The 25,297-nt window shown below is 50.0% G+C and carries 27 protein-coding genes; 7 read left to right on the top strand and 20 right to left on the bottom strand.

The window, feature by feature from the left end; genetic code table 11:
• Positions 1-66: 66 nt before the first annotated feature.
• The 7 genes from coaA to hisB are packed head-to-tail and all read right to left on the bottom strand — an operon-like array spanning position 67 to position 4,794.
• Positions 67-1,032 carry a type I pantothenate kinase gene (gene coaA, locus BLS62_RS18285; protein ID WP_093183630.1) on the bottom strand — a complete coding sequence of 322 codons (966 nt, stop codon included), beginning with the start codon at positions 1,030-1,032 and terminating at the stop codon, positions 67-69.
• Between the two features lie 54 nt (positions 1,033-1,086).
• The gene (locus BLS62_RS18280) at positions 1,087-1,410 is read right to left on the bottom strand and encodes a phosphoribosyl-ATP diphosphatase (protein WP_093183627.1); all 324 of its coding nucleotides are present in this window, start codon (positions 1,408-1,410) and stop codon (positions 1,087-1,089) included.
• A 53-nt stretch (positions 1,411-1,463) separates the two neighbouring features.
• On the bottom strand, positions 1,464-2,243 hold the full coding sequence (gene hisF / locus BLS62_RS18275) for an imidazole glycerol phosphate synthase subunit HisF (protein WP_093183624.1): 780 nt from the start codon (positions 2,241-2,243) through the stop codon (positions 1,464-1,466).
• On the bottom strand, positions 2,240-2,983 hold the full coding sequence (gene hisA / locus BLS62_RS18270; protein WP_093183622.1) for a 1-(5-phosphoribosyl)-5-[(5-phosphoribosylamino)methylideneamino]imidazole-4-carboxamide isomerase: 744 nt from the start codon (positions 2,981-2,983) through the stop codon (positions 2,240-2,242). Before hisA ends, hisF begins: the two co-directional genes overlap by 4 nt.
• A gap of 41 nt (positions 2,984-3,024) precedes the next feature.
• Positions 3,025-3,678, bottom strand: a complete 654-nt coding sequence (gene hisH, locus BLS62_RS18265; protein WP_093183620.1) for an imidazole glycerol phosphate synthase subunit HisH — start codon at positions 3,676-3,678, stop codon at positions 3,025-3,027.
• Positions 3,679-3,691: 13 nt separating this feature from the next.
• Positions 3,692-4,165 carry a DUF2628 domain-containing protein gene (locus tag BLS62_RS18260; protein WP_093183618.1) on the bottom strand — a complete coding sequence of 158 codons (474 nt, stop codon included), beginning with the start codon at positions 4,163-4,165 and terminating at the stop codon, positions 3,692-3,694.
• Positions 4,166-4,200: 35 nt separating this feature from the next.
• Entirely contained in the window at positions 4,201-4,794 is a 594-nt protein-coding gene (hisB, locus tag BLS62_RS18255) for an imidazoleglycerol-phosphate dehydratase HisB (protein ID WP_093183615.1), read from the bottom strand.
• Positions 4,795-4,997: 203 nt separating this feature from the next.
• Between hisB and pyrF the strand changes: the two genes are divergently transcribed.
• Entirely contained in the window at positions 4,998-5,714 is a 717-nt protein-coding gene (gene pyrF / locus BLS62_RS18250; RefSeq protein ID WP_093183613.1) for an orotidine-5'-phosphate decarboxylase, read from the top strand.
• Between the two features lie 497 nt (positions 5,715-6,211).
• Positions 6,212-6,709: a type III secretion system chaperone family protein gene (locus tag BLS62_RS18245; RefSeq protein ID WP_093183611.1), complete on the top strand. Its 498-nt coding sequence runs from the start codon at positions 6,212-6,214 to the stop codon at positions 6,707-6,709.
• 93 nt (positions 6,710-6,802) lie between these two features.
• On the opposite strand, the gene BLS62_RS18240 is transcribed toward BLS62_RS18245, so the two are convergent.
• Entirely contained in the window at positions 6,803-7,732 is a 930-nt protein-coding gene (locus BLS62_RS18240; RefSeq protein WP_093183609.1) for an alpha/beta hydrolase family protein, read from the bottom strand.
• Between the two features lie 843 nt (positions 7,733-8,575).
• On the opposite strand from BLS62_RS18240, the gene BLS62_RS18235 reads away from it, so the two are divergent.
• On the top strand, positions 8,576-10,630 hold the full coding sequence (locus BLS62_RS18235; protein ID WP_093183607.1) for a methyl-accepting chemotaxis protein: 2,055 nt from the start codon (positions 8,576-8,578) through the stop codon (positions 10,628-10,630).
• Positions 10,631-11,777: 1,147 nt separating this feature from the next.
• Here BLS62_RS18235 and BLS62_RS18230 read toward each other — a convergent pair.
• A complete protein-coding gene (locus tag BLS62_RS18230; protein ID WP_093183605.1) occupies positions 11,778-13,148 on the bottom strand; it encodes a hypothetical protein in 1,371 nt (456 codons plus the stop codon).
• Positions 13,149-13,672: 524 nt separating this feature from the next.
• On the opposite strand from BLS62_RS18230, the gene BLS62_RS32255 reads away from it, so the two are divergent.
• Entirely contained in the window at positions 13,673-13,945 is a 273-nt protein-coding gene (locus BLS62_RS32255; RefSeq protein ID WP_093183603.1) for a hypothetical protein, read from the top strand.
• 501 nt (positions 13,946-14,446) lie between these two features.
• On the opposite strand, the gene rsgA is transcribed toward BLS62_RS32255, so the two are convergent.
• The 5 genes from rsgA to secB form a co-directional block, all read right to left on the bottom strand.
• Positions 14,447-15,487 carry a ribosome small subunit-dependent GTPase A gene (rsgA, locus tag BLS62_RS18215; protein ID WP_093183597.1) on the bottom strand — a complete coding sequence of 347 codons (1,041 nt, stop codon included), beginning with the start codon at positions 15,485-15,487 and terminating at the stop codon, positions 14,447-14,449.
• Between the two features lie 291 nt (positions 15,488-15,778).
• Positions 15,779-16,579, bottom strand: coding sequence for a protein-L-isoaspartate O-methyltransferase (locus BLS62_RS18210; RefSeq protein ID WP_093183593.1), 801 nt, complete (start codon positions 16,577-16,579; stop codon positions 15,779-15,781).
• A gap of 334 nt (positions 16,580-16,913) precedes the next feature.
• Positions 16,914-17,351 carry a hypothetical protein gene (locus BLS62_RS18205; RefSeq protein WP_093183590.1) on the bottom strand — a complete coding sequence of 146 codons (438 nt, stop codon included), beginning with the start codon at positions 17,349-17,351 and terminating at the stop codon, positions 16,914-16,916.
• Positions 17,352-17,381: 30 nt separating this feature from the next.
• Positions 17,382-17,828 carry a hypothetical protein gene (locus BLS62_RS18200; protein WP_208990944.1) on the bottom strand — a complete coding sequence of 149 codons (447 nt, stop codon included), beginning with the start codon at positions 17,826-17,828 and terminating at the stop codon, positions 17,382-17,384.
• 167 nt (positions 17,829-17,995) lie between these two features.
• On the bottom strand, positions 17,996-18,502 hold the full coding sequence (secB, locus tag BLS62_RS18195; RefSeq protein WP_093183587.1) for a protein-export chaperone SecB: 507 nt from the start codon (positions 18,500-18,502) through the stop codon (positions 17,996-17,998).
• A 230-nt stretch (positions 18,503-18,732) separates the two neighbouring features.
• Here secB and BLS62_RS18190 point away from each other — a divergent pair, with 230 nt between their 5' ends.
• Positions 18,733-20,094, top strand: a complete 1,362-nt coding sequence (locus BLS62_RS18190) for an ActS/PrrB/RegB family redox-sensitive histidine kinase (RefSeq protein ID WP_093183584.1) — start codon at positions 18,733-18,735, stop codon at positions 20,092-20,094.
• A 130-nt stretch (positions 20,095-20,224) separates the two neighbouring features.
• Positions 20,225-20,770 (top strand): ActR/PrrA/RegA family redox response regulator transcription factor, encoded by a 546-nt coding sequence (locus BLS62_RS18185; RefSeq protein ID WP_093183581.1) that lies wholly within the window; start codon positions 20,225-20,227, stop codon positions 20,768-20,770.
• Positions 20,771-20,858: 88 nt separating this feature from the next.
• Here BLS62_RS18185 and BLS62_RS18180 read toward each other — a convergent pair whose 3' ends face one another.
• Complete coding sequence (locus tag BLS62_RS18180; RefSeq protein ID WP_093183578.1) at positions 20,859-21,497, bottom strand: septation protein A; 639 nt, start codon at positions 21,495-21,497, stop codon at positions 20,859-20,861.
• Between the two features lie 280 nt (positions 21,498-21,777).
• Between BLS62_RS18180 and BLS62_RS18175 the strand changes: the two genes are divergently transcribed.
• On the top strand, positions 21,778-22,245 hold the full coding sequence (locus tag BLS62_RS18175; RefSeq protein WP_093189159.1) for a DUF1499 domain-containing protein: 468 nt from the start codon (positions 21,778-21,780) through the stop codon (positions 22,243-22,245).
• 186 nt (positions 22,246-22,431) lie between these two features.
• Here BLS62_RS18175 and BLS62_RS31755 read toward each other — a convergent pair whose 3' ends face one another.
• The 5 genes from BLS62_RS31755 to BLS62_RS18150 all read right to left on the bottom strand — a co-directional run bounded on the left by BLS62_RS31755 (position 22,432) and on the right by BLS62_RS18150 (position 25,279).
• The gene (locus BLS62_RS31755) at positions 22,432-22,659 is read right to left on the bottom strand and encodes a hypothetical protein (protein WP_208990943.1); all 228 of its coding nucleotides are present in this window, start codon (positions 22,657-22,659) and stop codon (positions 22,432-22,434) included.
• On the bottom strand, positions 22,656-23,138 hold the full coding sequence (locus BLS62_RS18170) for a class I SAM-dependent DNA methyltransferase (protein ID WP_208990942.1): 483 nt from the start codon (positions 23,136-23,138) through the stop codon (positions 22,656-22,658). The genes BLS62_RS31755 and BLS62_RS18170 overlap by 4 nt, the downstream gene beginning before the upstream one ends.
• Before the next feature lie 396 nt (positions 23,139-23,534).
• Entirely contained in the window at positions 23,535-24,056 is a 522-nt protein-coding gene (locus BLS62_RS18160; protein ID WP_093183572.1) for a GNAT family N-acetyltransferase, read from the bottom strand.
• 105 nt (positions 24,057-24,161) lie between these two features.
• On the bottom strand, positions 24,162-24,773 hold the full coding sequence (gene recR / locus BLS62_RS18155; protein ID WP_093183569.1) for a recombination mediator RecR: 612 nt from the start codon (positions 24,771-24,773) through the stop codon (positions 24,162-24,164).
• A gap of 185 nt (positions 24,774-24,958) precedes the next feature.
• Positions 24,959-25,279, bottom strand: a complete 321-nt coding sequence (locus tag BLS62_RS18150) for a YbaB/EbfC family nucleoid-associated protein (protein ID WP_093183567.1) — start codon at positions 25,277-25,279, stop codon at positions 24,959-24,961.
• Between the last annotated feature and the right edge of the window lie 18 nt (positions 25,280-25,297).

The following is a 25,297-nucleotide window of genomic DNA, read 5'->3' as shown; positions in this document are numbered from 1 at the left end:
ATGCAAGCGTTTCGCAAAAAAAATGCCTACTTAGTAATTTTGTCATTTATGAGCGCATCTGCCCTTTTAGATCTTGCGTAGCGCGACCGCTTCAATGCTGTGATCTGTACCCTTGGTCAGGATCAGGTCAGCACGTGGTCGTGTTGGCAAGATGTTCTGACGAAGGTTCTCCAGATTGATGTTCTGCCAAAGGTCCTTCGCGATCTCTTGCGCCTTATCGTCGGTAATTGTGGAAAATTTATGGAAATATGAACCGGGATCGCGGAATGCAGTTTCACGCAGTCGCATGAAACGCTCAAGATACCAGCGTTGCAGCACTTGCTCTTCAGCATCAATGTAGATGGAAAAGTCAAAGAAATCAGAGACAAAGGGCACTGCTTTTGCCGCTTTCGGTTGATGAGATGTCTGCAAAACGTTCAGTCCTTCGACGATCAAAATATTTGGCTGATCGACTGTGACATGCTGTCCCGGCATCACATCGTAGAAGAAATGAGAGTAAATTGGGGCACGAACATCCTTTTCGCCACCTTTTATATCGGTGAGAAATCGGAGCAGCGCGGAGCGGTCATAACTCTCTGGAAAGCCCTTCCGGCGCATCAAACCTTCAGATTCCAGAACAGAGTTTGGATACAAAAATCCGTCCGTGGTGATCAGGTCCACCTTCGGGCTGGCAGGCCAGCGAGAAAGCAATGCCTGCAACAGACGCGCAGTGGTGGATTTGCCGACAGAAACGGAACCAGCAATGCCGATAATGAACGGCGTACGGTCCAGCTTCATGCCCAAAAAGCGCTTCGTTGCAAACTGAAGGCTTTGCGCAGCTTCTACGTAGTAGGTAAGCAAACGCGACAGAGGCAGATAAATATTCTGCACCTGCTCAATAGAGGCGTAATCATTGAGCGATTGCAGGTCTTCAATTTCCTGCAACCGCAATGTCATCGGAGTGTCTGCTCGCAACGACGCCCATTCGCTCTCTGTAAACACAGAGTAGGGAGAAAGGTCCAGTTCTTGTACTGGAGCAATGACTTTTTGCATGGCGTTAGCGCTCAAGGCTCGACGTGCCTCCCACTTCGCGTTTGCTGGAAAGAATCAGCCGTCCTTACGGGAGGCTTTTTCTTCCAGTCCGGTCTGTCCGGTGCGTGCTGCCAACTTGGTCATAACCTCGTCCAGCGGCACATCGGAAACCCTTAGTACAACAAGTAGATGATAAAGTAGGTCAGCAGCCTCCGAGGCCACCTCTTCTCTATCACGCTCTACAGCGGCAATCGCTGTTTCAACGGCTTCTTCTCCAAGCTTTTGCGCGCACTTGGAAATACCCTTGGAAATCAGCTTCCGTGTGTAAGACAGCTCATCTTCACTGTTCGCACGTTCAGCTATGATAGCCTCAAGGTCCGTAAGGGTAAAATTGGTCATTTGACTAGCCTTTTGCGGCCGCTTTAGGAACTGCGTCAATTCCTGAGCGAAATTTACTTATCCAGGCGCATTGGAATTCCAGCGTCCGCCATGTGTTGCTTGGCTTCTTCAATACTATAAGTTCCAAAATGGAAGATTGAAGCGGCAAGCACTGCAGTTGCGTGTCCATCACGAACACCCTCTACAAGGTGATCCAGAGTTCCAACCCCACCAGAGGCAATAACAGGCACATGTACAGCATCCGCAATTGCACGTGTAAGCGGCAAATTGTAGCCCTCTTGCGTGCCATCCCGATCCATTGAAGTCACCAGAAGCTCGCCAGCACCAAGGTCAACGGCCTTTTTGGCAAACTCGACTGCATCAATTCCGGTTGGAGTGCGTCCACCATGGGTGAAGATTTCAAAGCGCTCTGCTTCACCTTCAGCGGAAACGCGCTTGGCATCAATGCTGACAACAATACATTGGCTTCCAAATTTCTGTGCAGCTTCGCGAATAAACTCAGGATTCTTCACCGCAGCGGTGTTGATTGAAACTTTATCAGCCCCAGCAATCAGCAGTTTGCGAATGTCTTCAACGGAGCGAACTCCACCACCAACAGTCACCGGCATAAAGCAGGCTTCCGCAGTGCGCTTCACAACGTCATAGATCGTGTCTCGATTGTCACTGGATGCTGTGATGTCGAGGAACGTCAGTTCATCTGCACCAGCTGCATCATAGGCTTTCGCGGCTTCAACCGGGTCACCCGCATCGATCAGATCAACAAAGTTGACGCCCTTTACGACGCGGCCATCCTTCACATCAAGGCATGGAATAATACGAGCCTTTAAAGTCATGAAAGGCCCTCCCGGCTTTTCTTGATCAGCGCTAAAGCTTCATCCGGGTCAAGACGACCATCGTAAAGCGCACGACCGGAAATCGCGCCCTCGAGAATATCGCAGTCAGGTTCAATCAACCGCTCAATGTCTTTGATGTCTGCAAGGCCGCCAGAGGCAATCACAGGAATAGCAACCGCGTTTGCCAGTTCCAGCGTGCTCGGGATGTTAAGGCCCTTCAACACACCATCGCGGTCAATATCGGTGTAAATGACAGCAGCAACGCCAGCGTCTTCAAACTGTTTCGCCAGATCAATCACGGTGAGTTCAGAGGTTTCCGCCCAGCCTTCAACCGCAACCTTGCCGCCCTTTGCGTCAATGCCAACAGCAATGCGGTCAGGATATTTCTTGCAGGCTGCCTTCACCAGATCTGGGTCACGCAGTGCAACTGTGCCAAGAATGACGCGTGCAACGCCTTTCGCCAGCCAGTTGTCGATGTGTTCCATCGTGCGGATACCGCCGCCCAGCTGAACGGGATTGGAGGTGCTGGCAAGGATTGCATCAACGGCCTCACCGTTTTTGCTCATCCCGGCAAACGCACCATCCAGATCAACAACGTGCAGCCACTCAAAACCTTGATCCTGAAACGCTTTTGCTTGTGCGCCGGGGTCATCGTTGAAAACAGTTGCCTGTTCCATGTCGCCCAGTTTTAAACGCACACATTGGCCGTCTTTAAGGTCAATCGCAGGAAAAATAATCATAGTTCTGTCCTTGGACTTGTCAGTGGTTCAGCGGGCAGCCCTTACGGCGCCCAGCTGAGGAAATTGGAAATAAGCTTCAGGCCCAGCTTCTGGCTCTTTTCAGGATGAAACTGCGTGCCGATGATGTTGTCTCGCCCCACAATTGCTGTGAACTCGCCGGCATAATCAAAGCTGGCGATACGGTGCTCAGGGTTTGCAACAGCAAAGTGGTAGGAATGAACGAAGTACGCGTGCAGACCATCAGAACCGGTGGTGATCCCCTCCAGAACAGTATGGCTGTCGGGGCGCACGTTGATCGTGTTCCAGCCCATATGCGGAATTTTGAGGCTTGGATCCGTTGGCTTCATGGCCGTCACATCTCCAGAGATCCAGTCCAGACCCTCGGATGTCTGAAACTCAAGCCCGCGTGTTGCCAGCAGCTGCATACCAACACAGATCCCGAAAAACGGTTTGCCTTTGGAAATCACGGCTTCCGTCAACGCTTCTTCCATGCCGTCAACCGCCTGTAGCCCACGACGACAATCGGCAAACGCGCCAACGCCAGGCAGTACAATACGGTCAGCCTTAGCCACAACATCAGGGTCAGACGTTACCTGCACATCATGAGTATGATGATGGTTATGGGCTGCATGCTCAAACGCTTTCGCAGCGGAGCGCAAGTTGCCGGAACCATAATCAATAATTGCCACACTCATGAAGGAACTCCTGTTATCGTTTGAGTGTCATTCCAACGACACTCGTGTCGCTGGTTTGGGGAGCCATTGGCCCCTGTGGAGACCGTGGCGTACTTTTTTTGTTCGCCCACTGGTCGAAAAAACGTATTTCGGCTTCTTCCTGATTGGCAGCAGCAATAAAGCTGACTGTCTGCCAGTTCTTACGGCGCAAGCTCCAGCTTTTCAAAAAACCCGCTTCCAGAGCAAAAAACAAGGTCGCCAGAACGGTAATGAAGCCGCCTGCTGTAGAACCGAAAACCCCAGCCACGAAAATCAGAACAATCACAGCTGCCAGGTACCCGAGAAAAACCAGCCACATGCGGTTGTATAGAGTCCAGAGGAGAGGAAACAGCATTGCCCACCACGAAAAACCATCTTTTACAAAGGTGATTTTGCGTGCGTCGTCTTCACTCAGGTGGTCAAGAGAAACCCCCGGTTCAGTCATGACATAAAAGACAGCCAATTGCATTCTCCCTGGGTTGGCAGAGCTGCGGGCCGAAAAGGTTAGCCGCCAAGCTGACCTTTTGTGGTCGGCACACGTCCGCTCTGACGCGGATCTGGTTCGATAGCTGTGCGTACTGTACGCGCAACTGCTTTAAAGCATGTCTCCGCAATATGATGACAATTAGTGCCATAAAGCGTTGCGATGTGCAGAGTAAAACCTGCATTCATAGCAAACGCACGGAAAAACTCTTCAAACAGTTCAACATCAAACGTGCCAACCTTGTCCCGCGGAAAATCCACGTGCCAAACAAGGAAAGGACGACCGGAAACATCCAGCGCTACACGGGTCAAAGCTTCATCCATTGCAAGATGAGTGTCTGCATACCGTGTAATGCCGCTCATATCGCCAAGCGCTTCTTTAAACGCTTGCCCGAGAGCGATGCCCACATCCTCGGTGGTGTGGTGGTCGTCAATATGGGTATCACCGTCTGCGCGGATGGTCATGTCCACGAGCGAATGTCGGGAAAGTTGTTCCAACATATGGTCAAAGAAACCAACACCGGTCTTGATGTCATACTTGCCTGTGCCATCCAGATTGATGGAAACAGAGATCGTTGTTTCTTTTGTGCCGCGGGCAATGGTGGCCTGACGCATCGTATGTCCCTTAAAAAATCAACAGCCCAGATCCCGCACAAATCAACAGTGCCGGTAGGAATAGACGCGCCGTTTTAACAGGCTAAGGGATCGCTGCAAATACCCAAAGATGAAAAAGCTAGGATCTGCCACTCTCTCTGGTATTTCTCGGCACAAACTGGTAGGAACTGATCCGTTTATCTACCGGATATTTGGAGCACCGCATGTCTTACCGTCCAGCAAATGCAATTGATCGCCTGATCCTCCCTCTCGATGTACCAACAGTGGAGGAGGCGCGAGTGCTTGTTAAAGAAACTCAAGGGCTAGTTGGCACCTACAAAATTGGCATGCAGCTCCAGTTTGCTGGTGGCCTCCAGCTTGCTGAAGAGATGGCCAAAGAAGGTCACTCCATCTTTTTAGATGTGAAGCTGCTGGACATCGACAACACCATCACCAGTGCTGTGAAAAACGTTGCTAAAATGGGCATGAAATTCATGACCCTACATGCCTACCCAAAAAATATGCGGGCTGCGGTTCGCGCTCTGGAAGAAGTCGGCAACAAAGACCTGTGTTTGCTGGGCGTAACGGTGCTGACGTCTATGGACGAACAAGATCTGAAAGACGCCGGATATGTTGGCCCAACGGCTGATCTGGTTGAACAACGCGCAGTTGATGCAGCGGCGGCTGGCGTAGGCGGGATTGTATGTTCCCCACTGGAAGCCAAAGCAATGCGGGCAAAAGTTGGAGATCAGCTCTGCATTGTGACTCCGGGCGTTCGCCCAAAGGGATCCGCAGCAGGAGACCAGCGCCGTGTCATGACACCATACGATGCCATTAAGGCAGGATCTGACTATCTGGTTGTTGGCCGCCCAATCTATGCTGCAGAAAATCGCCGCGCGGCAGCAGAGGCAATTGTCGCTGAAATCGAAAGCGCACTTTAAGTTGGTTCACTCTTTGAATTTTGAGGTCTGCCAAACGTCCTACACTCTCGTTTGAGCCAAGATTTCAGCTAGGAGCGTATTCCCGAAAAGTGGCTCCGGTTTTCGGGAATACGCATGAAACCAAAACGACAAAGAAACTTGAGCAACCCATTATAATGACAAACTGTTTTAAGAGGCGGCTATATTGGGGCCTCTGTTATCAACACCTGTCCCGCCTGAGATGACGGTGTTGTCATGGGACGTGATCGCTCCGGGTTGTAGGTGTCACATTTAAACAATCTCCGCGATTACCCCGCTGAAGACCCATGGTAAATAAGGTTCAACCATATGTTATCGCTGGTCAGTACCATCGGGTTTTAGCAGCAGAGATCCCACAATCTGCTCATATGTGTCTCATTCAAGACAGTTTTCGCGCCTAGCCTACTTTATCTTAGCACAAGCGTTCTAAGCTCTTTTAGGAAGCAAAGGTGCGCAGGCGGCATGCATCAGCATGTCTCATGAAACCAGTCGAACAGGTGGGATTGTCTGTCTTGCAAAATATGCCAGTAAATATGCGTTTGAATGAACTTGCGTTAGAAACAGGTATGGAGCCTTTGAATTTCGATAGGCACGGTGAATGCACGCTCTGTGTTGAAGGCTTCGAAATTCGTTTGAGAGTGTGCGAAGATCGTCTCAAGATGATGGCTTACCTCTCTGAAGAAGATGAAGTGCCGCAGCATCTGATGGTTCAAATGCTGCACGAGAACCACATTGCAAAAAACCGCTACACATTCATCCGCGTTGCTCTTGGCTTCCCAGCTGTCGTGACCTGCATTGAGCTTGATGATCTGGACGGGATTGCGCTCAAAAAGTTTATTGAGGAATTCCGTGAAATCGTTCTGTGCTGGAAACCAAAGTTCGCCCCTGCCTCTTTGCGCCAATGTGAGAAAAAAATGAAGCGCGAAGGTGTTACCAATACGGCTGAGACCTCTCTCCCAAAACTAGCGCTTCATTAAAGCGCTCAGATATACAATCAGGGTTCTCTTTAAATTGAACGAACCTGTCGCATTCCCAATAATTGAAAGGGCAGAAAACTGCCCTTTGCCGGATCATTTCAGCTGCGCCAGCCATTTTTGAATGTCAAAGATGACTTCCCTCGCCATGCTGTCCCCATTCGGTGTTTCGAAGGAATGATTCATCTGCGGATAAGACCGGTACATTATGTTCGTCTTTCCGAGACCTTTCAGTTTGGCGATCTGCTCTTCAACGGCTTGAGGCGAAACACTCTGGTCCATGCCGCCCTGCACAATAAGAACAGGCGTCTCGACTTGTGCCAGTATCTCGACCTGATCTGACATCAGCATAGCGTTCCACCACTTGTAACCGTGTCCGCTCATGTTCAGCTCAAACGGCTCACTGGTTGCCACCTGCTGCGCAAAGCCTTTAATTCCTTCAGAAGCTTCTTTGTAAGCCTCTTCCGGCATCCCGCTTGACTTCATGTCATGCAAAATATCATCAAGGAACTTACGCCCTCCACCATTTAGGGCAACGCTGGCTGTTACAAAATCAGTCTTCGCCGCGACCATATTGGCGACCACCGCGCCCTCACTGCCTCCAAGCAAAATCACTCGCTCATAAGTGCCATGTTCTTTGAGTTGCCCAATCACCCTGAGATAATCTGAGGCGCGTTGCTCGGGTGAATCATTCTCAATATAAGTAATAGGACAGTCCGTCCGCTCATTGGTGCGATCCCATGAGAGTGCGGAGGTGATGCCGTACTTCTCGACAGTCAAGACATCGGCTTTCGGCAGCACCTGAGAGAACTGCTCGTTGATGAGCGTGTTGTGCGCCACGCTATTGCAATCAGAACCCTGCATTAAAACCAGCAGGTCTGTCGCATCCTCAGGACTTTGCGATGTGAGATAGGCAGTAATCTCACTTCCATCCTCTCGAGCCAGAGCAAGGCTCGAAGCAAAAGCGGACTGAGAACTGAAAAGAAGAGAGCAACCTAAAAAGAACTTAAGCAAATATGTCTGCATGAAACTTCCAATGATAATTTGCGCATATAATCAGCTATTTTCTCCCATCCGTAAATTACAATGGGAAGTAGTTGATTTGGTGTGGTGTAATTTGCTGCAATCATAAGGCGATAATGAGACGGGCTTTCATAGGTGCCTAGAGAGCAAACTCGTTAAACGTTGGTCACCAAAATTTCTAATGTGGCTAGCGTATCAAGTGCCGCCAACTCCGTGTCTTGCTGAAACATTTCTTCTCACCAATCAAAACAGAGCAGAAGTTGGCTTGTTCTAGCTACGAAGTACCTTCTGAGCAATGGATTGGCCTGCGCGCATATCAACTGCGCTGTGATTGTTTTTCATTCTGCCTGTCCTCCTCCTTGCTGTTATCACTCCAGTGAGTCGAAGCAAAGTCGCAGTTAGATGGTCGCCCAAGACAATTTAAAACATGGCACCCTAGTAAATATCCGCATGATGCTTACAGATTAAGCAAATTTAATGGGTATGATTACGTAAAAAATCGAAGGTTATTTGGGTGAAACTACCAGTGCAAAAAGATGTGATGAGATTTTAATAAATTTTTCAATTTAGAAATAAATATGGAGCATATATTCTATATCTCATTGAGAAAACCAATGAATGTTGAAAATATGACGAAGATTAGATGAAAGAAGCAAAAAAATTCAATGCGAAAAAAATGAAGTAGATTTCCGAATTAACACCGCGTTTTCAAGTCTCTGATTAGGTATAACTCTGATTTTGTCAAATATGCGCGCGGTATACCTGAATTCAAAGATTCACAATTAACTATACGTAAATAACAATCACTAATTGTCTAGTTAATTGTATAGCGGACGAAGTATTCCTATGTTTTCATATTTGACTAAACTAAAAATTGTATATTCCATCCTGTTGCTCTCTGCCATTCCGTGTATTGCAGCTCTGGTGTTCCTTGCGCAGCTTATAGCGGGTCATACTGAGCAGGTGCGGCAGCTCGAGTCGCTTTCTCAACTGACACACCTTTCGGTCAAAATTGGCAACCTTGTCCATGAGCAGCAAAAAGAGCGTGGCGCGACCGCACTGTTCCTTGCCAGCAAGGGAACGAAGTTCGCCAGCGACCTGAATGCGCAGCGAAAACTGACTGATAAGGCGCGAACCGAATACATTAGGCTGGTTGATACAATCGATACAGCAGCCTACAGCGCTGAATTTGCGTCAAATGTACGTGCGATTAACCAGCAGCTTCGCAAAATTACAAGTGTGCGGACGGAGGTTAATGCTCTCAATATGTCTGTAAATGAGGCGGTGCGGTACTACACGAACCTCAACACCATGAAGCTCGACATTATCGGTTCCATGAGCATGTTGAGTCCTAATGCTCGTATTGTGGAGCGTATTGTCAGCTATCAGGCTTTCCTACTAGCAAAAGAGCGCGCAGGGATTGAGCGAGCTGTTGGCTCAGCAGGTTTTGCCAGTAACAACTTCTCTCCAGCCGCAACGCAAAAATTCCAGAAATTGATCGTTGAACAAAGTGCCTTCATCAATATTTTCCGAACCTACGCCACACCGGAAAACTTTAGACAATTCACTGATGTTGAAAATGGCCCAGCCAATATAGAGCTGAACAAATTTCGTGAAATTGCCTTTAATACCGATGGTTCAGTCGAACTGGCAGCTGTCACCGCGCCGCAATGGTTCGCGACGGCAACCCGTAAGATCAATCAACTCAAGACAATTGAAGACTCCATCGCGAGCAACCTGATCAAACAAACATCTGACTTGCAGTCCGAAGCACGTAGCCGACTGATGGTTGATGCTGGCACTGCAGCTGTTGCCTTCCTGCTGGTGTTCCTCCTGTCATTTGTGTTGTTTAAAGGAATTCAGCGTTCCTTCAACGTAATCATCGAAGCAATGGAACAGCTGACAGGTGGCAATCTGGGCATTAAACTGCCGCATCCGGCGAACAACGAAGTTGGGCAGATGATCAAGGCTGTTTCAGTGTTCCAGGACAATATGATTTTGGCGCGGGATCTTCAAAATGAACAAAGCCAGCAACATACATCCCAGCGGGAGCGGGCAGAGTTCCTCGAAAAACGCATTTCTGATTTTGAAAACACCACAGCCAACGCATTAGAAATGATGTCGAGAAACTCGCAGGCCATGCAGGTTTCCTCGAGGGAAATGTCAGCGATCTCTGAGCGAACAAGCGGTCAGTCCAAAGTTGTTGCCTCTGCCGCAGAAGAAGCCTCCCGGAATGTGCAATCAGTGGCGTCCGCGACAGAGGAGCTAGACAGCTCAGTTGCGGAAATCGGTAATCAGATGGATTATTGTAGAAAAGCCGCCTCTGAGGCAGTTCAGCAGGTCCTGAGCGCAAATTCTGAATCTGCGGAATTAACAAAGGCAGCCCAAAGTGTTGGCGATGTGGTGGGCATCATCACTGCTATTGCAGAGCAAACCAACCTCCTTGCACTTAATGCGACCATTGAAGCGGCCAGAGCAGGGGAAGCTGGTAAAGGCTTCGCGGTTGTTGCCAGTGAAGTGAAGTCGTTGGCAGAGCAGACCTCGCAGGCGACAGAGCAGATCCGAAATGAGATCAGTGATATTCAGCGCGCAACAAAAGGATCTGTTGCTGCAATTGAAGACATCGACAAGATCATTCGTGAGATTGACGAACGCGCCAGCGCGGTCTCTGCCGCCATCAGCGAGCAGAAATACGCCACGCAGGAAATTGCGACCAATGTCAGCGAAGTTGCCAACGGTACGGCAGAGGTGACGGAAAATATCTCCAAGGTCAATGAGGCCGCCTACCAGACAGGTGAAACCTCAAAACAAGTCCTCACCGCCTCAGAAGAACTCCGCTCAGGAGCTGATCGTCTCCGCGAAGAAATCGATCAATTCCTAGGTGACATCAAAGCGGCATAACAGGAAGGGGCTCCGGCCCCTTTCCATTCCAACTCGCTGATGAGGCGATTCCGCTGAGCTCTGGCGGTTGAGCGCAGCCCGTCTTCTTTCAATGTCTCAAACACCAGCAGCACCGCCGGGCATTCCCGGCAGTGTTGCGCATAAAACCCGAGGAACGGGTGTGGCAAGGCGAGCAGGCGGTGCCTGCGCATTGATTATAAATAGAGTCTTCGGCAGCGTCTGAACGCCTCACCCAGATACTTTTGTATGAAGCACTCGACCTTATCCTGTAAGACGCGAACGACAAGTCCCCGTGTCAAAACAAGTCTCCTTGTCATGACAGGCTTCCTTGCCTCTTCAGTTTCCTGAAATGACAGCGAACCGCAAAGAGAGGTTAACTGTCACCGCTAGACGCCAAACAGGTTGGTCCCCACCCCTCAGGCCATGCGGTCTCGCCCAAGGTTCGCTTCACCGGACCAATTGAAAAGATGCGTTACCTCTTCCCAACAGCCCCATCCAGCCCACAACGAGTGACGGACGGCCCGTCACTGCCCGTATTCGTGAGCACACCCTAAGATTAAGGCAGGTACAAACAAGGGGAATAAAGTTTCAGGTCGCTGCATACTCTGAAGCACCGCCACACGCCCAAATGCCATCTCCCGCACCTCCTCCTGACGTCATCCCAGACAAGCAAAGCGCAGATCCGGGATAGCTGCAACCACGACGACTTTTGAGATTCTTGCTAAAGCATTATTCCAGTCGAAAAACTTCTGGACTGACATGAAGCACCCCCTCGGTGTCATCCCGGACAAGCAAGGCGCAGATCCGGGACCCAGAGCCAAAGGCACCTACGAATTCAATAGTAACACCACCGCTATTTCAAATTATTGGACCTGCTTGAAAAGCTCAACGCAACCCAGCAACCCTCATGTCTGATACTGGCTTAAATCACAGAGACAATCACTTGTAACTCTAGGTCCCGCATCACGTGCGGGATGACGCCATGGATCAAGCTCAACACTCCTCCGCACACTCTGAAGCACCACCACACGCCCAAATGTCATCCCTCCGCACTCCTTCTGATGTCATCCCGGACAAGCAAAGCGCAGATCCGAGACCCAGAAGAGAGTTGCAACAGGTTCTTCCAAACGAACTGAAGTTCATCACCTCATTCCGTAGTTTCAAATTCCGCGCTGTCAGCCGCCTCAGCAAGTGCTTGTGGACTAACATCATCTGCTTCTGTCTTGTTTTCTCTCAAGCGTGGTGCTGGTGGTTGCCATGCTTTGAGGTTTTGTCCCACCTGCTCATAAAACTCAGGAACTATTCTTTCTAGCTCACTGATGAAATTCTTGCGTTGCGTAAATTTATTACTCAGATCGCAAACCATAACTACTTCAAAACTTGAAACTATAGCGTTGGGCTTTTCTTCAAAGGCTAGGTTTGGATCTTGCCTAAGATCGGCAAGAGAGTATTGAGAAAAAGCTCCAGGGCCCGGCCAAAAATGGCGGACATGTATGTTTGCAGGCTCGGCAGCTTGCAATTGTCTTAAGACCCAATTGGTACGCGCCTTCGTAGATCGTCTGTCTTCTGGAGCCTTTAAACGCATATAGACGCTGATGGATTTTGTTTGCAAGTCGGCACAAATCTTAACTGGCCCAGCTGCATTAGGAACTGAGAGCGTCGTTTCTAAGCGAGTTTCAACTGATAGAGTTTGAAGATCTGATTTGACGCGTGCTTGATGGTCTAATGCATGAGCTCTTGTGGTTTTGATGTTTACATCACGGCCAAGCTGCCGGCTCAAGATCAAGCTTAGGTCTCTCGCTTCTTGATGCCATGCTCCAATAACTTCTTTTGCATCCCCAGAATTTTGAGAAATTGCACCCCCTGCTTGAACGGCGGAAACAACAGTCGTCCATGCAGCGGGCATTTGGGTGAAGCTTTTTATCCCGGCACTGGGGTGTGTCAGAAAGCGAACAAATTCATTGACGATTATTCTCCGCTCCAGATCATCAATCAGGTCACCTTGGAGTAGCAGCGAGGCCTCAGTCAGAACATACATCCATGACCAATGGTAAAGATCAGCCTTTTTCCTTGTCGCAGCTGAAACTGTTAAAGGGTGGTGAGAAGGAAGCGGGGCGAATTGATTGGAGATGGTTATAACCGCATCAATTTTGTTGACCTTGGCTATGTCCATGTAGCTTTCAATTTGGGCAACATCTAAATCTGCATTCCCAATTTTTGCTTCTACCAGAGCAGTCCAAACCTTGGCGCTAGATTTGACAACAATCAGCCCATCTGGCCTTAGTTTACTTTCTCCTTTAGCAGTTGGGAAAACCACCTCAGTGTAGGTCTCAATCTTTGTCCGTGTACCAATTCGAACGCCGATATCGTTGAGCAATGCATGCCCGAACTCAGGTATATTTTGGAGGCATGAGAGGAGAATAGATAAAGCTCTTCCTTCCTTGGAGTTTTCAGAAAGAACAGGAAAGAGACGAGCTCTTTTTTTTTCGGGGTCTAAAATATCGGCGGGATTAAACATCTTGCCCTCATGCTATAAGAAAATTTAAATTTAATAGTAAGTAATTGATACAGTTCGCTGCAAACGCTTTATTGATCTAATCGATTGAATTAATTAATCTATTTACAGATATAACTGAGATATATTAACCTAATCAGTGGAATCATTAAATTCCTAGTGTAAAATGCTTACTAAATGAGTTTTGCAAGAAAAGTCCTCCCCAACAGTGCCCCCACACCACACACGCAGTGCTTGCAACAACTCCCCATTGACACCACATGCATTACGCAGCATGCTCCACGGTGAGGCCTAGAAACCTCTGTGTCAGCGGTAACCGCTCCCGTCGCTAGCGGATTTTTTGTGCCTTTTTCCAAAAGGGCGCAAACCCTTTGCTATGAGCGGGAGGGCGGTGAATATAACACCTCCTTCGGGGGGAATAAACTCGCCTGTCTGGCTCAGGTTTCTAGCCTCCCGCTCGCCAGCGAGCCCTAGAAAGCTCGTGTGTCCAGTGGATCTTCAACAGCCAAGTCAGAAAGGCTTTGAAAATGGTCGACTCCGCATGCGCCTGTGGCGCCACAAATACTCTCCAAAATGAAATTGACGAAGTAAACGTCGTTGTCTCTGATCTTCAAAATCTCGCATATATTCAGCAACTTGTGCTGAGCGAGAGAATGAAGCACAGCAGCGATCGGGACGCTTTGCTCACTCTGCACTACGCTTTATGTGACCGCCTAGAGGCACTGAAAAAGACCTGCGGGATACTCGAGCGGGTCGCCCTCCCGTTGTCGATAAACACCAATGTTGTGTCTCTCGATTGATCCTTAGGGATCGGCATCCGAGGGTGGGCCTCTAACAACCCATGATACAACTCTCAGTGGGTGCTCTGCTGGTCTGCGGAGGCCGCAAAATCCGCAGGCCAGTTTTTAAACTCCCGTACGGCTTATTTGCCCTGGACAAAACCCAAAGCTAACGGGCGAGCTAAAATTGATGGAAGTGCCACGCCAATTGAGGGCTGCAGGCTGCATCGCCATACCCCAAAAAATCTTTGCGCGCTGTCTTGTTTAGAACAGCGCTTTTCATGGATTTGGTTAAAACTCAGAAAAAGCAGCAATAACGTCAAGCTGCACTATCAAACAACAGGTTGCAGCACGGTGCATTGCGGAAAAATTATAAGTGTCAAAGTCCCGGACAGGTAGCAACTCCACCGGGACTAAACAGCGACCTCCCAAGGCCCTTGGAGATGCCTCAACATAACAAACTTCAAGGGCATAAAGCTGACCTGCGGACTGTGCCATAACCCGCAGGTCAGCCCTCTGTTTTTAGTAGTCGCCCTTCATATGTCGGTGACCGCTCTGTACCTGTTTGATCATCTTGGTAAAGCTCTTATTCCGAGAGCGGGATTGCGCAACACTTTCCGTGTTGTACAGCTCCTCTCGTTCCAGTTTTTTCCATCGTTTCAAACGGTCTGCATCCAGTTCACCGCTTCGGATCGCCGCCTGAAGGGCGCACCCCGGTTCCGTGTCATGACTGCAGTCAGAAAAACGACATTGCTCTGCAAGGTCAACAAGATCCTGAAACACAGCTTCAACACCATCTGCCACATCAAACAGCCGTAACGCTCGCATGCCCGGCGTGTCCATCAACCAACGCCCGTTGCCAACATGGTAGAGCGCACGAGAGGTTGTCGTATGCCGACCCTTGGCGTCATCCTCACGAATACCTGAGGTTTTGGCCTCAAATCCCGTGAGGGTGTTGAGCAAGGTGGATTTGCCAACACCGGAAGATCCAACCAGCGCGGCAGTCTGGCCAGTGCGCCACCAGTCAAACATCTGGTCGATCTGATCAGGATTACGCGCATCTAGCGAAATTACCGGCAACAGAGCATCAATTTTCTGCACATCGCGCTCGAAATCGGAGGTGTCTTCCACCAGATCAGCCTTCGTCAGCACAATAACCGGCTGAATACCCGCTTGCTGAGCCAGCACGAGATATCGCTCCAACCGTGCGATGTTAAAATCGCTGTTGCAGGAGGTGGCGATAAACAGAACATCAAGATTCGCAGCAATCAACTGCGTTCGTGCTTCTTCTCCAGCTGCACGGCGTTCAATCAACGTGAGTCGATCCAAGAGCCGTGTGATGAAGAGGTGCTCGTCATAGAGAACCCAGTCACCAATAGCGTAGTCGCCAGTGGAAGCGTGGTTCGGTGTGTGAAGGGAGATTTCGCCTTGAGCGCTAAGCCCGATCACCTGCGTTCGGTGAACCTGAGAAATGCGGGCAACGCGAAGGGTTTGCAGTTCATCATAATGAAGCTGCATCATAAAATGAGCGGACCAACCCAGCTCAGCTAATTTATAGGACATTTATCTGCCAAAAATGGAACATCACAAAGGGATTTCCGTAGCAAACGCATACGGACCCCAAAGTGGGTCAGGCAGGCAAGGCAAAAAGCCTAGTTAAACGAACCTGCCTGAGGCACCTTTATTTCAATCATTAAACACCTCCTTCAGTTACGTTTCGGGGCGTTACACTCTTGTGCAACATCTAAGAGCGTATAGGGCGTTTTAAGGTTTGGCAAGGCGTAACCACTGCGACAACTCAGCAACTGGAAGATTTGAGGGAGGTGAAGAAAATGCGCAACACTTGCCGTTGTTTCACTGCAGCGATTGGGGCCGCAAAGTCAGATGGAGCATCCGCGCCACATCCAGCACCTTCGCATCAAGTGTGTGCTTAATAATCTCGCTATCGATGATCATGTTATGCAGCTCGCCAAGCCTATCCGTGTAGGCATTAATTTTGTAATCGCGACTGATAACAAAACTACAGGGGAAACCAACATGCAATTCGCAGCCATGCTTGGTTTTCTCAAGGGCGAGAAAATAACCATGCCCCCAATCGTTGGTGAAGGGAAAAACGATCCGTCCGCCAACCCTGGTGTTGAGGTATAACCGCGTCGGAACTGTTGTCGTGCCATAACACAGGTAAACCCGATCCAGAGCTTCGCCTTGATAGGCCCCAAAGGTATTGGTAACCGTCTTTAAGTTTGCATGACATTGCGTTTGAAGCTTTTGGTGTGGCTCCTCGTAAAACACACGGCCCGTCTCTCCCACCACATGGGAGAGGATGGCGGTAAAGTAACCAAGCCCAGAGCCAGACTCAAACACGTTCATGCCACGGTCCAACCCGGACCAGTTGAAGACCGACGCCCAAAGCGAGGGCTGCCCGGTGTTGATGTTGTCCTCGCGAACAAGCTCTACCAGCATATCCTGATAAAGGTCTTTCACCTCCCGCAGCACTGCCCTGCGTCCATATCCGGGTGTTGTAATGGCCACGTTCCAAGGTGGAGGAAACAGAAACTCCTCCTTTCGCACGTAGGCGAAGGCATCCATAAGCAGCGCTCTGTTGCCACCGCGCAGACCAAAGCAAACTTTTTGTGCGTAGGCACTCTCAGACATTGAAGCAAAACCAGCCGTCTCAGGAGGAGAGATAAGACAATCTAGCTTCTCTCGAGAGCACTTGAAGGCCGGTTGAAATGAGGACGCAAAGTTTAATGGAACATCATTACGTCGAGTTGGGTTCTAACTCCGAAGTTCCTTCGCAGAAAGAGCCTTCCAAATTTGATAGGCAACATACCGCTAGGAGCGGGAGGTAGATTGCATAAGCTATCCAAGGGAAGGATTGAAAAAATGCAATCAGTTTTTCTGGGTCCAGCAGGAATACAAACGGCATAAGAACGAGAAATCCGGAAAGTCCGCGATAATTATTACCCTTATGAAGATGCTAATCTCTCTAAGACTTGCTGTAATAATAGGATGCGCAGAAACCGGGGTGGTCCTCTGCACTCTTGCCAGCCTCTGGGGGAGTGTTGCCGGAAAAGACCTCAATCTCGAATGAACCTGGTTGAGCGTCATCTAGGATAAGGAAACCGCTATCAACCCCATCACCGCACAGAGTGTTGTTGTTGAGGAGCTTCAGTTTGTCAGCACCGTTGAAGCGATAGAGATTTGGCATATCTCCTTTCACAGCTTCAATGTGCAGTGTTTTCCCGTTACTCATTTCAATGGTACTCGGAGTAATCGTGATATTTCCGGTGATGCTTTCCGCTGTCTTGCTGAAGGCCACCCACGTTTCCGAACCTTCTTTTTGCGTTGGGCCGGAATGGGCTGAAAAACCATAGATGGAGAAGAGGGCAAGGCTAAGAAGGTTTGCTAAGACAAAGACTCTCATCTGCAAATTCCTCCTAGTACACGGGTTGCCCTAGGACTTGTTGTAGGTAAAGGAACCACAGAACCCTGCTTGTAGGTCAACGCTTTTGCCGGCCACAGGTGGCTTGTCGCCCCCAAAGACGTCAATCGCGAGAAAGTCTGGCTGTGAGTGGTCGATGATAAGAAAACCAGTGTTGACGCCTTCCCCACAAAAGTATTTGCCCTGCGCCAGATTGAGGGATTTAGCTCCGGAAAAGCTGAATAGATTGGGCGTATACCCTTCCACACCTTCAATCTGTAAAATGCCAGCGTCTCCCATTTCTATCGTTCCTGGGGCCAGGATAATGTTGCCAGTGATTTGCTCAGCAGAATAGCTGTAAGCGTGCCAATCTTGAGGACCAGCAATCTCAGGGGTTTCTGAAAGTGCGCTGGAAGGTGCCATTGCCAGTGCAAAAATGACAGGAAGGCTAGTAAGGGCTGGCGCTATGATGTTCCGCATTTTCAAACTCATAAGGTTCAGGGTCGCTGTTCGGGCGAAATCCTAGGCGGGGAACATAAACATCTCCCTAGATCGAAACATCGAATTGCATGCAAAACAAAAAACCGCGCTGGAGGACCAGCGCGGCTTGTGCAAATTACCGACTAAAATCGGAAATTTGAGATGTCTTAGTTTGGCTTTGTTTCGCCGTTTTCGTCAGCAGTAGCCTGCTGAGCAGCAGCGGCTTGTGCCAGATTCTGGCGGTAAAGCGCAGCAAAATCGATTGGATCCAGCAACAACGGAGGGAAGCCGCCATTGCGTGTGGTATCTGCAAGGATATTACGTGCAAACGGGAACAACATGCGTGGGCACTCGATAAGAATGAACGGGTGCATATGCTCCTGAGGAACACCGGAGATCTGGAAAACGCCGCCGTAAACGAGTTCAACAGCAAACAAAACCTGCTCAGGAGTGTTAGCTTTTGCGTTCAGGGTAATAATAACTTCGAACTGGTCTTCGCCAATTGGGTTAGCGCCAACGTTTACATTGATGTCCAACTTAGGCTGTTCGCCAGGCTGAAGAGATTTCGGAGAATTAGGGTTTTCGAAAGACAGATCCTTGATGTACTGGGCAAGGATGTTCATGCCTGGGGCAGCTGCTTCGCCCTGTTCACCAGCAGTATTGGCTTCACTCATATCGTTTTTCCCGTGTCGCAATAAAAATCACTGGTACAACATATACGCGCTTTTAAGCGTTTGTTTGTCGTACCTGCGCAACTAAGTGGTGGCTAACATGCCGCAGAAGGGGATTCAAGGCTATGCTAACATTTCAGCGGCAAAACAGCATAGTTCTGCCATATAACCCATTGGCAAGTGGATCACCTGTGATTTAAGAAGGGCGCTGTTATATATTGGAGCGAGAATAAATGATAAGCACATCGGATGGACAGTCCCGACTGTTGGACCCGCAGATCAAGCTGGATACGCTTGTGCGCCTGCGCTGGTTGGCGGTGGTTGGGCAAACTGTCTCGCTGCTTGTCGTGCACTATCTGCTCAATTTCCCGCTTCCAATTGGCTACTGTTACGTGCTTGTGGCTGTGTCTGCATGGCTCAATGTCATCCTCAAAATTCGTTGGCCGTCCAGCACGCGTGTCTCCAAAAATGCAGCGGCGCTCCAACTGAGTTACGATATTATCCAGCTTGGTGGTCTGTTCTACCTCACTGGTGGCTTGGGAAATCCGTTCTGTTTCCTCATTCTTGCACCAGTGGTGGTGTCTGCTACGGCACTTTCTGCGCGCAACACCATCATTTTAGGCGCGTTAGCTGGTGCAATCGTCACCTTGCTCACCACCTTCCACCTACCGTTGCCGTGGTACGACGGCACCCAGATCGACCTTCCCCCACTCTACCTTGCTGGTGTTTGGTTCTCTCTTGTGTGTTCTATGTTCTTCATGGCAACCTATTCTCTGCGCGTTGCAGAGGAAGCCCGTCAGCTCTCCAACGCTCTGGCAGCGAGTGATATGGTTCTGGCTCACCAGAAACACCTGTCGGCTCTGGATGGCCTTGCAACAGCTGCTGCGCATGAACTTGGCACGCCGCTGGGCACAATCTATCTGACCGCTAAAGAGCTCTCGACGGAGTTCGAGAAGGGCGACCCACTGCGTGACGATGCTGAGCTGGTGTATGCTCAGGCAGCCCGCTGCCGCGATATCCTGAAGAAGCTAACCAGTCTCTCCAGTGATACCGATCAGGTTTTCCAGCGCATGCCAATTATGCTGCTTCTGGCAGATGTATCCGAGCCGCATCGTGGTTTGGGCATTCAAATCAAGATCGATTCACAGGGTAAAGGACCAGAACCTGTTGGTGTTCGTGATCCTGCAATCAGCTACGGGCTTGGCAATCTTTTGGAGAATGCGGTTGATTTTGCTGAGTCGACTGTTTTGTTTGAAGCCAAGTGGGACGAGAATACAGTAGAAATTTTCATCGTTGACGATGGGCCGGGCTTTGCCCCGGATGTATTCGCCAGAATGGGCGAACCCTATGTCAGCAAACGCTCTGCGCCTATTGTTACAGACCCTGAAGAGGTGGGCTACTCCTCTGATGAGGCTGCTGCAATTCAATCTGGCGGAGGGCTTGGTCTGGGCTTCTTTATCGCTAAAACTTTGCTGGAACGCTCAGGTGGGCGCGTACACTTCCACAATCGGAATACACCGGACCATGGGGCTTTAGTGCATATTCGCTGGCCACGTGCCGCGATGGACCAAGCAAGCCAAATACCTGAGTCTTGAGAGTAAATCTCTAGGTATCCTAGTAAAAATACTTTAGCGAAATCTGGCTATAAAGGTCCTTGGGAACTTCCCTTAATTGAAAAATATTATAGAGTAACAAAAAATACCTTAGAATAGCCGGACCTGAAAAATGACAGAAACAGAAAGTGCCCCCCTCGGCCGCCTTCTTATCGTTGATGATGACCGCGCCTTTCAGCAGCGCTTGGAACGAGCGATGCAGAAACGTGGTTTTCATACCGAGACGGCTGATGGTGTAAGGGAAGCGCTGAGCAAAGTTGCTATTCAGGCTCCGGATTACGCCGTCGTCGATATGCGTTTGGAAGATGGCAGTGGTTTGGATGTGGTTGAAGCCATCCGCATGAAAAAGCCAGATGCCCGCGCAATCATCCTCACTGGATACGGCAATATCGCAACCGCAGTCACAGCCGTTAAGCTGGGCGCGATCGATTATCTGTCCAAACCAGCTGATGCAGATGACATCTTCGCCGCGCTGACACGCCGTTTGAACGAGAAAGCGCCGCCCCCAGAAAACCCAATGTCCGCGGATCGGGTGCGCTGGGAACATATTCAGCGCGTTTACGAGCTGTGTGACCGCAATGTTTCCGAGACTGCCCGTCGCCTTAACATGCACCGCAGAACACTGCAGCGCATTCTGGCAAAGCGCGCGCCTCGCTAAACACTGCAAACAATCCTGCAAAAACACAAAAGCGCGGTCTGCAAACCGCGCTTTACTTTTGTCTGGATGATGGTAGTCGGAGGAGCTGTTAGCTCTTCTCTTTAACTTCAATGCTGTGCTTCTGGATCAACGGCAACTGGAACATCGTGAAAATCATGGTGATCGGCATAAAGCCAAACACCTTAAAGTCCACCCAGAAATCCGTTGAGAAATTGCGCCAGACAATCTCATTGATCACAGCCAGAACAAAGAAGAACACGCCCCAGCGAATAGTCAGTTTGCGCCAGCCTTCTGCATCCAGCTTAAACGCGCCGTCAAACACATAACCCAGCAGCGACTTACCGAAGAACAGCCCGCCCAGCAAAATTGAGCCAAACAACGTATTCACGATTGTTGGCTTCAGCTTGATGAAAAGCTCATCCTGCAAGTACAGGGTCAACGCGCCAAACACGAGCACCACCACGCCGGACACCATCGGCATAATCGGCAAATGGCGGGTGAGGGCGTAGGAGACAGTCAGGGAGATCGCTATAGCCACCATAAACGCGGCTGTGGCGATGAAAATAGGCTGTCCCAAGGCACCAAGTGCCGGGAACATTTCTGCCAGCTGTGCGCCTCTGGAATTGGCAATGAAGAAAACGCCCAATGGACCAAGCTCGAGGGCCAGCTTCAAAAACGGTGAAGGAGTTGGGCGCTCGGTTGTTTGGGTGGAGCGTTCTGAATTCATCTGCAAGGGCTTCCTGTTGTTGCTTTTCTCCCGACCTGAGAGATTTAAGCAGCAATTTTGCTATTAAAAGGGCAATTAAGAGTGAAATTACGAATTGGTCAAGTTTTATACCTGATCAAGCTCGGGTTCTGAGGTAACCTGAAACAATATGATCACAGCAAACCTCATGATCTAAGCCTCAGAAAAACCGTAGGGTTTGAGTGGTCTGTCCTGAGAACGAGCTTTTGTTTACAGTAACACAAGATCGCGATTAACGATGATATTTAAAGGTATTTCCAAAATGGCTGTTATTGCAATTCTTCTGGTCGCACTGGTTGTTGGCGTAACTGCCAAGATGATCTGGCAGAACGCCCGAGTGCCCGCATATGTCGGAGTTCAGGACGGCAAATTCACGCCTCTTCCAAGCTCACCCAATGCGGTTTCCTCACAAACCGATGATGCAGCTCGCCATGTTGAGCCTTTACCAGCACGGGCCACTCAGGAGGAAACCAAAGCGGCCATCGAGCAGACTCTGGACGAGATGGGCAAAAACAAGCTGGTCAAATCAGAGGGCCCCTACCTGCATGTGGTCTTCACCAGCGCGCAAATGAGTTACAATGATGATGTTGTATTCTGGATAGATCAGGATGCCGGGTTCGTTCACTACCGTTCTCAATCCCGCGTAGGTTACAGCGATGGGGGTGCCAACCGAGCGCGTTATGATAGCTTTCAACGCGCCTATTTAACTAAAAAATTGACTCCGAGGTAGCTAACAGGAATGTGAGTGTCGCAGAGTCATTACCTGATTGAAATGATTCAGCTATTCCCCACATGAAATTGCGGGGAACCGCATGGTTCTGCGAAAAACACGCCTTATTTCTTGTAATAATTTGCGACTAACATAAATGTTAGCAACTAACTGAGTCGAGTATCTGTCAGATATCCAAGAGGTAACCTACTTGGTGCTATGTCTCGCGCATTTGAAGAAGATAAAGTTCGGATTTCGCGTCAGTTTTTCGTAATGCACAGGCGACTTTTCTTTCATCTCAGCGGCAGGCGTCCCCTCATGCAGGTCCACAACGCACAGCCCGGCATTGGCGAGCCAGCCAAACAGCATGGAGAGCGGACGGCGATAGAAACTCACCTCCACTGGCTGCCCAATCGTGTTCCAATCCTCGCTCACATACTCCTGCCGCAAATAGGCACCACTGGGCGAGCACTGCGCATCAACAAGTGGATGATGGGTTGAAAAATAAAGAACCCATCCGGCTTCAACACCTTGCCGATGTCGGAAAACAGAGTATCCAAATCTTCTATGTAATGGATCATGAGCGGGCAGATCACCAGATCATACGGCCCCTGCGCATCCTTCGGCAATCCGTGGGAGAGGTCAGAGGTATAGCACTTCACATGTCCGCCCAACTTGGCCTTCACCAACCCAAGCATCTGCTCAGAGGCATCAATGCAGGTTACATCAGCCCCATGCTCATGGAGAAACTGCGCGTACACGCCCGGCCCACAACCGAGGTCCAGAACCTTCAGCCCTTGCAGCGGAGGCAGCATACCCAGCAGGGTCGGGCGTTCCAAAAGAGCATTGTAAATGTTCTCCTGGATCGCCTCATCATATTGCTCGGCAAATTCGCCATACAGTCGAGACGACATTCAGGCACTCCGCGTTTAAAACTGCTTTTCCATCCAGCAATGCTGCCAGAAAGGCCTTCTACAAGTCTATCGCGAAAAATCTGTGTCCCGATTATGGCTGGCTCAAGTCAAATCTTCAACAATTGCGAGATGAGACGACTGGACTAACAATGGCAGCGAACATTCCCAATTATTACGCGATTACCTTCCAGATGTTGGCCAGTGTCCAAAATCACACCAACGCCGAACCCTCCGCTCTAGGTCCCGCATCAAGTGCGGGATGACATCAGCCGATGTAACGCTCTTGATAACCAACACTGCCGTCTTCCCGGACTTGATCCGGGATCCAGAGCCAAGCGCTCCAGCCTCATCGAGTCCACCCACAAACCAGCTCCAGCCAGAGCCGATGATCAGCACTCACCCCAAATCATACCGCTTACAAATCCGGTCTACCGGCGTCCCGTCCGCTAATGGGGCATCCGTCAACACTTTGTAGTCTTTAAACCCACGAGAGTTGTAGTAGGCAAGGCCACCTGTGTTGTCTGCTCGGATGGTTGCGTTGATCGCCATCAGCTCCTTACCCTCAAGTGCTGCAAGGGTTGCTTTGAAGAGTGCGCTGCCAATGCCTCGGGTTTGAATGCCGGGCTTTACAAAGGTGCCTATGTCAACCCAGTCTGCGGGGATATCTCCGTAATGGCTGGCGATCTGAAAGCCAAGCGGTTCGCCTGTCTCGCGGTCAATCGCGCAAACGCTGCTCTCCAGAATGTCTGCCTCAAGAAACGAGGAAAGGAACTCAGCCTTGTTCAGCTTCTTCTCCATGGCAGTTGTTCCCCCCATCTCGATAATCTGATTGAGGAGTGCCAGTAGCTCATTCACATCGTTTCGCTGCGTTTTGCGAACGGAAAAATCGGCAATTTCAGAAGCGGCTGATTTGTTCATATCAAATACCCAGTTCAACGCAGAAAAAATGCGTTCCTTTCAAACCAACGCACATTCTGCGGCCATCAGGAGTAATGCCCGCAGAATGTGCGAGGCTAAACCCAGCTAAAACTTTGTTCTCGCTCGCAAAGCCAGCGCCAGAGTGCCTTCGTCAAGGTAGTCAAGTTCCCCTCCAACCGGCACACCGTGTGCGAGGCGTGTTACCTGCACATTTTCAAAGCGCGTCAGCTGGTCCGTAATGAAGTGCGCTGTTGTTTGCCCTTCAACGGTCGCATTCACTGCGAGGATAACCTCAACCACGTTACCGCCTTCGACCCGTTCCACAAGCTTGGAAATTTGCAAGTCATCAGGGCCAATTCCATCCAGTGGAGACAGGGTTCCGCCGAGGACATGATAATGTGCTCTCACAGCCGATGCCCGCTCCAGCGCCCACAAGTCAGAGACATCTTCCACAACCACAATGGTGGTGCTATCCCTGCGCGGATCAGAGCAGATGGTGCAAGGATCACTGGTATCAACGGTACCACACTGGGAACAAATGCCCACATGCTCCACCGCCACGCCCATCGCCTCAGCAAGTGGGATCAACAATTGATCTTTCTTTTGAATGAGATGCAAGGCAGCACGTCTGGCAGAGCGCGGGCCAAGGCCGGGCAACTTGGAGAGTAACTGAATGAGGCGTTCAATTTCGGGACCAGCGACCCTGCGTGTACTCATCGGACTTGTATGCTCACTGCGAGAAGGAAAGGGGCTTTGTGCAAATCAGCTTTGCAGGCAATGCCAGATAAACTATGCCCGCCGAATTCGGCGGGCAAGAGGGAATAAGTATTCCGGAGGAGGTAGACCAAAACACCAGTTGTTTGCGCTCTAAAAGCAACAGGTGGGCTGGCCCTCAACTCAAATCACATGGGGAGTTTCATACCTGCGGGCAGGCCCATGCCGGACATCAGCTCTTGAGTGCGTTCCTGCACCAGTGCTTCGCCTTTGGCTTTCGCATCATTATGCGCAGCGAGGATAAGATCCTCAAGGACCCCGGATTCATCAGCTTTGATCAGGGATGGATCGATCTTCAAACCAGTCATCTCGCCCTTACCATTTAAGGTAACGGTGATCATGCCTGCGCCTGAAACACCTTCAACTGAAAGCTCGCTGACTGCACTCTGAAGGTCGCCCATCTTTTCCTGCATCTGCTTGGCTTGCTTCATCATTTTGAGAAAGTCCATCGACTGGCTCCTTTAGCT

Source organism: Pseudovibrio sp. Tun.PSC04-5.I4 (assembly GCF_900104145.1).
GTDB lineage: Bacteria > Pseudomonadota > Alphaproteobacteria > Rhizobiales > Stappiaceae > Pseudovibrio.
This window is presented reverse-complemented; position numbering and strand designations above follow the sequence as displayed.

What these genes read in the sequence shown, in the direction of transcription:
- coaA (WP_093183630.1), bottom strand. Translation starts at nt 1,032, where the DNA reads ATGCAAAAAGTCATTGCTCCAGTACAAGAACTGGACCTTTCTCCCTAC.
- BLS62_RS18280 (WP_093183627.1), bottom strand. Translation starts at nt 1,410, where the DNA reads ATGACCAATTTTACCCTTACGGACCTTGAGGCTATCATAGCTGAACGT.
- hisF (WP_093183624.1), bottom strand. Translation starts at nt 2,243, where the DNA reads ATGACTTTAAAGGCTCGTATTATTCCATGCCTTGATGTGAAGGATGGC.
- hisA (WP_093183622.1), bottom strand. Translation starts at nt 2,983, where the DNA reads ATGATTATTTTTCCTGCGATTGACCTTAAAGACGGCCAATGTGTGCGT.
- hisH (WP_093183620.1), bottom strand. Translation starts at nt 3,678, where the DNA reads ATGAGTGTGGCAATTATTGATTATGGTTCCGGCAACTTGCGCTCCGCT.
- BLS62_RS18260 (WP_093183618.1), bottom strand. Translation starts at nt 4,165, where the DNA reads ATGCAATTGGCTGTCTTTTATGTCATGACTGAACCGGGGGTTTCTCTT.
- hisB (WP_093183615.1), bottom strand. Translation starts at nt 4,794, where the DNA reads ATGCGTCAGGCCACCATTGCCCGCGGCACAAAAGAAACAACGATCTCT.
- pyrF (WP_093183613.1), top strand. Translation starts at nt 4,998, where the DNA reads ATGTCTTACCGTCCAGCAAATGCAATTGATCGCCTGATCCTCCCTCTC.
- BLS62_RS18245 (WP_093183611.1), top strand. Translation starts at nt 6,212, where the DNA reads ATGAAACCAGTCGAACAGGTGGGATTGTCTGTCTTGCAAAATATGCCA.
- BLS62_RS18240 (WP_093183609.1), bottom strand. Translation starts at nt 7,732, where the DNA reads ATGCAGACATATTTGCTTAAGTTCTTTTTAGGTTGCTCTCTTCTTTTC.
- BLS62_RS18235 (WP_093183607.1), top strand. Translation starts at nt 8,576, where the DNA reads ATGTTTTCATATTTGACTAAACTAAAAATTGTATATTCCATCCTGTTG.
- BLS62_RS18230 (WP_093183605.1), bottom strand. Translation starts at nt 13,148, where the DNA reads ATGTTTAATCCCGCCGATATTTTAGACCCCGAAAAAAAAAGAGCTCGT.
- BLS62_RS32255 (WP_093183603.1), top strand. Translation starts at nt 13,673, where the DNA reads ATGGTCGACTCCGCATGCGCCTGTGGCGCCACAAATACTCTCCAAAAT.
- rsgA (WP_093183597.1), bottom strand. Translation starts at nt 15,487, where the DNA reads ATGTCCTATAAATTAGCTGAGCTGGGTTGGTCCGCTCATTTTATGATG.
- BLS62_RS18210 (WP_093183593.1), bottom strand. Translation starts at nt 16,579, where the DNA reads ATGTCTGAGAGTGCCTACGCACAAAAAGTTTGCTTTGGTCTGCGCGGT.
- BLS62_RS18205 (WP_093183590.1), bottom strand. Translation starts at nt 17,351, where the DNA reads ATGAGAGTCTTTGTCTTAGCAAACCTTCTTAGCCTTGCCCTCTTCTCC.
- BLS62_RS18200 (WP_208990944.1), bottom strand. Translation starts at nt 17,828, where the DNA reads ATGCGGAACATCATAGCGCCAGCCCTTACTAGCCTTCCTGTCATTTTT.
- secB (WP_093183587.1), bottom strand. Translation starts at nt 18,502, where the DNA reads ATGAGTGAAGCCAATACTGCTGGTGAACAGGGCGAAGCAGCTGCCCCA.
- BLS62_RS18190 (WP_093183584.1), top strand. Translation starts at nt 18,733, where the DNA reads ATGATAAGCACATCGGATGGACAGTCCCGACTGTTGGACCCGCAGATC.
- BLS62_RS18185 (WP_093183581.1), top strand. Translation starts at nt 20,225, where the DNA reads ATGACAGAAACAGAAAGTGCCCCCCTCGGCCGCCTTCTTATCGTTGAT.
- BLS62_RS18180 (WP_093183578.1), bottom strand. Translation starts at nt 21,497, where the DNA reads ATGAATTCAGAACGCTCCACCCAAACAACCGAGCGCCCAACTCCTTCA.
- BLS62_RS18175 (WP_093189159.1), top strand. Translation starts at nt 21,778, where the DNA reads ATGGCTGTTATTGCAATTCTTCTGGTCGCACTGGTTGTTGGCGTAACT.
- BLS62_RS18170 (WP_208990942.1), bottom strand. Translation starts at nt 23,138, where the DNA reads ATGTCGTCTCGACTGTATGGCGAATTTGCCGAGCAATATGATGAGGCG.
- BLS62_RS18160 (WP_093183572.1), bottom strand. Translation starts at nt 24,056, where the DNA reads ATGAACAAATCAGCCGCTTCTGAAATTGCCGATTTTTCCGTTCGCAAA.
- recR (WP_093183569.1), bottom strand. Translation starts at nt 24,773, where the DNA reads ATGAGTACACGCAGGGTCGCTGGTCCCGAAATTGAACGCCTCATTCAG.
- BLS62_RS18150 (WP_093183567.1), bottom strand. Translation starts at nt 25,279, where the DNA reads ATGGACTTTCTCAAAATGATGAAGCAAGCCAAGCAGATGCAGGAAAAG.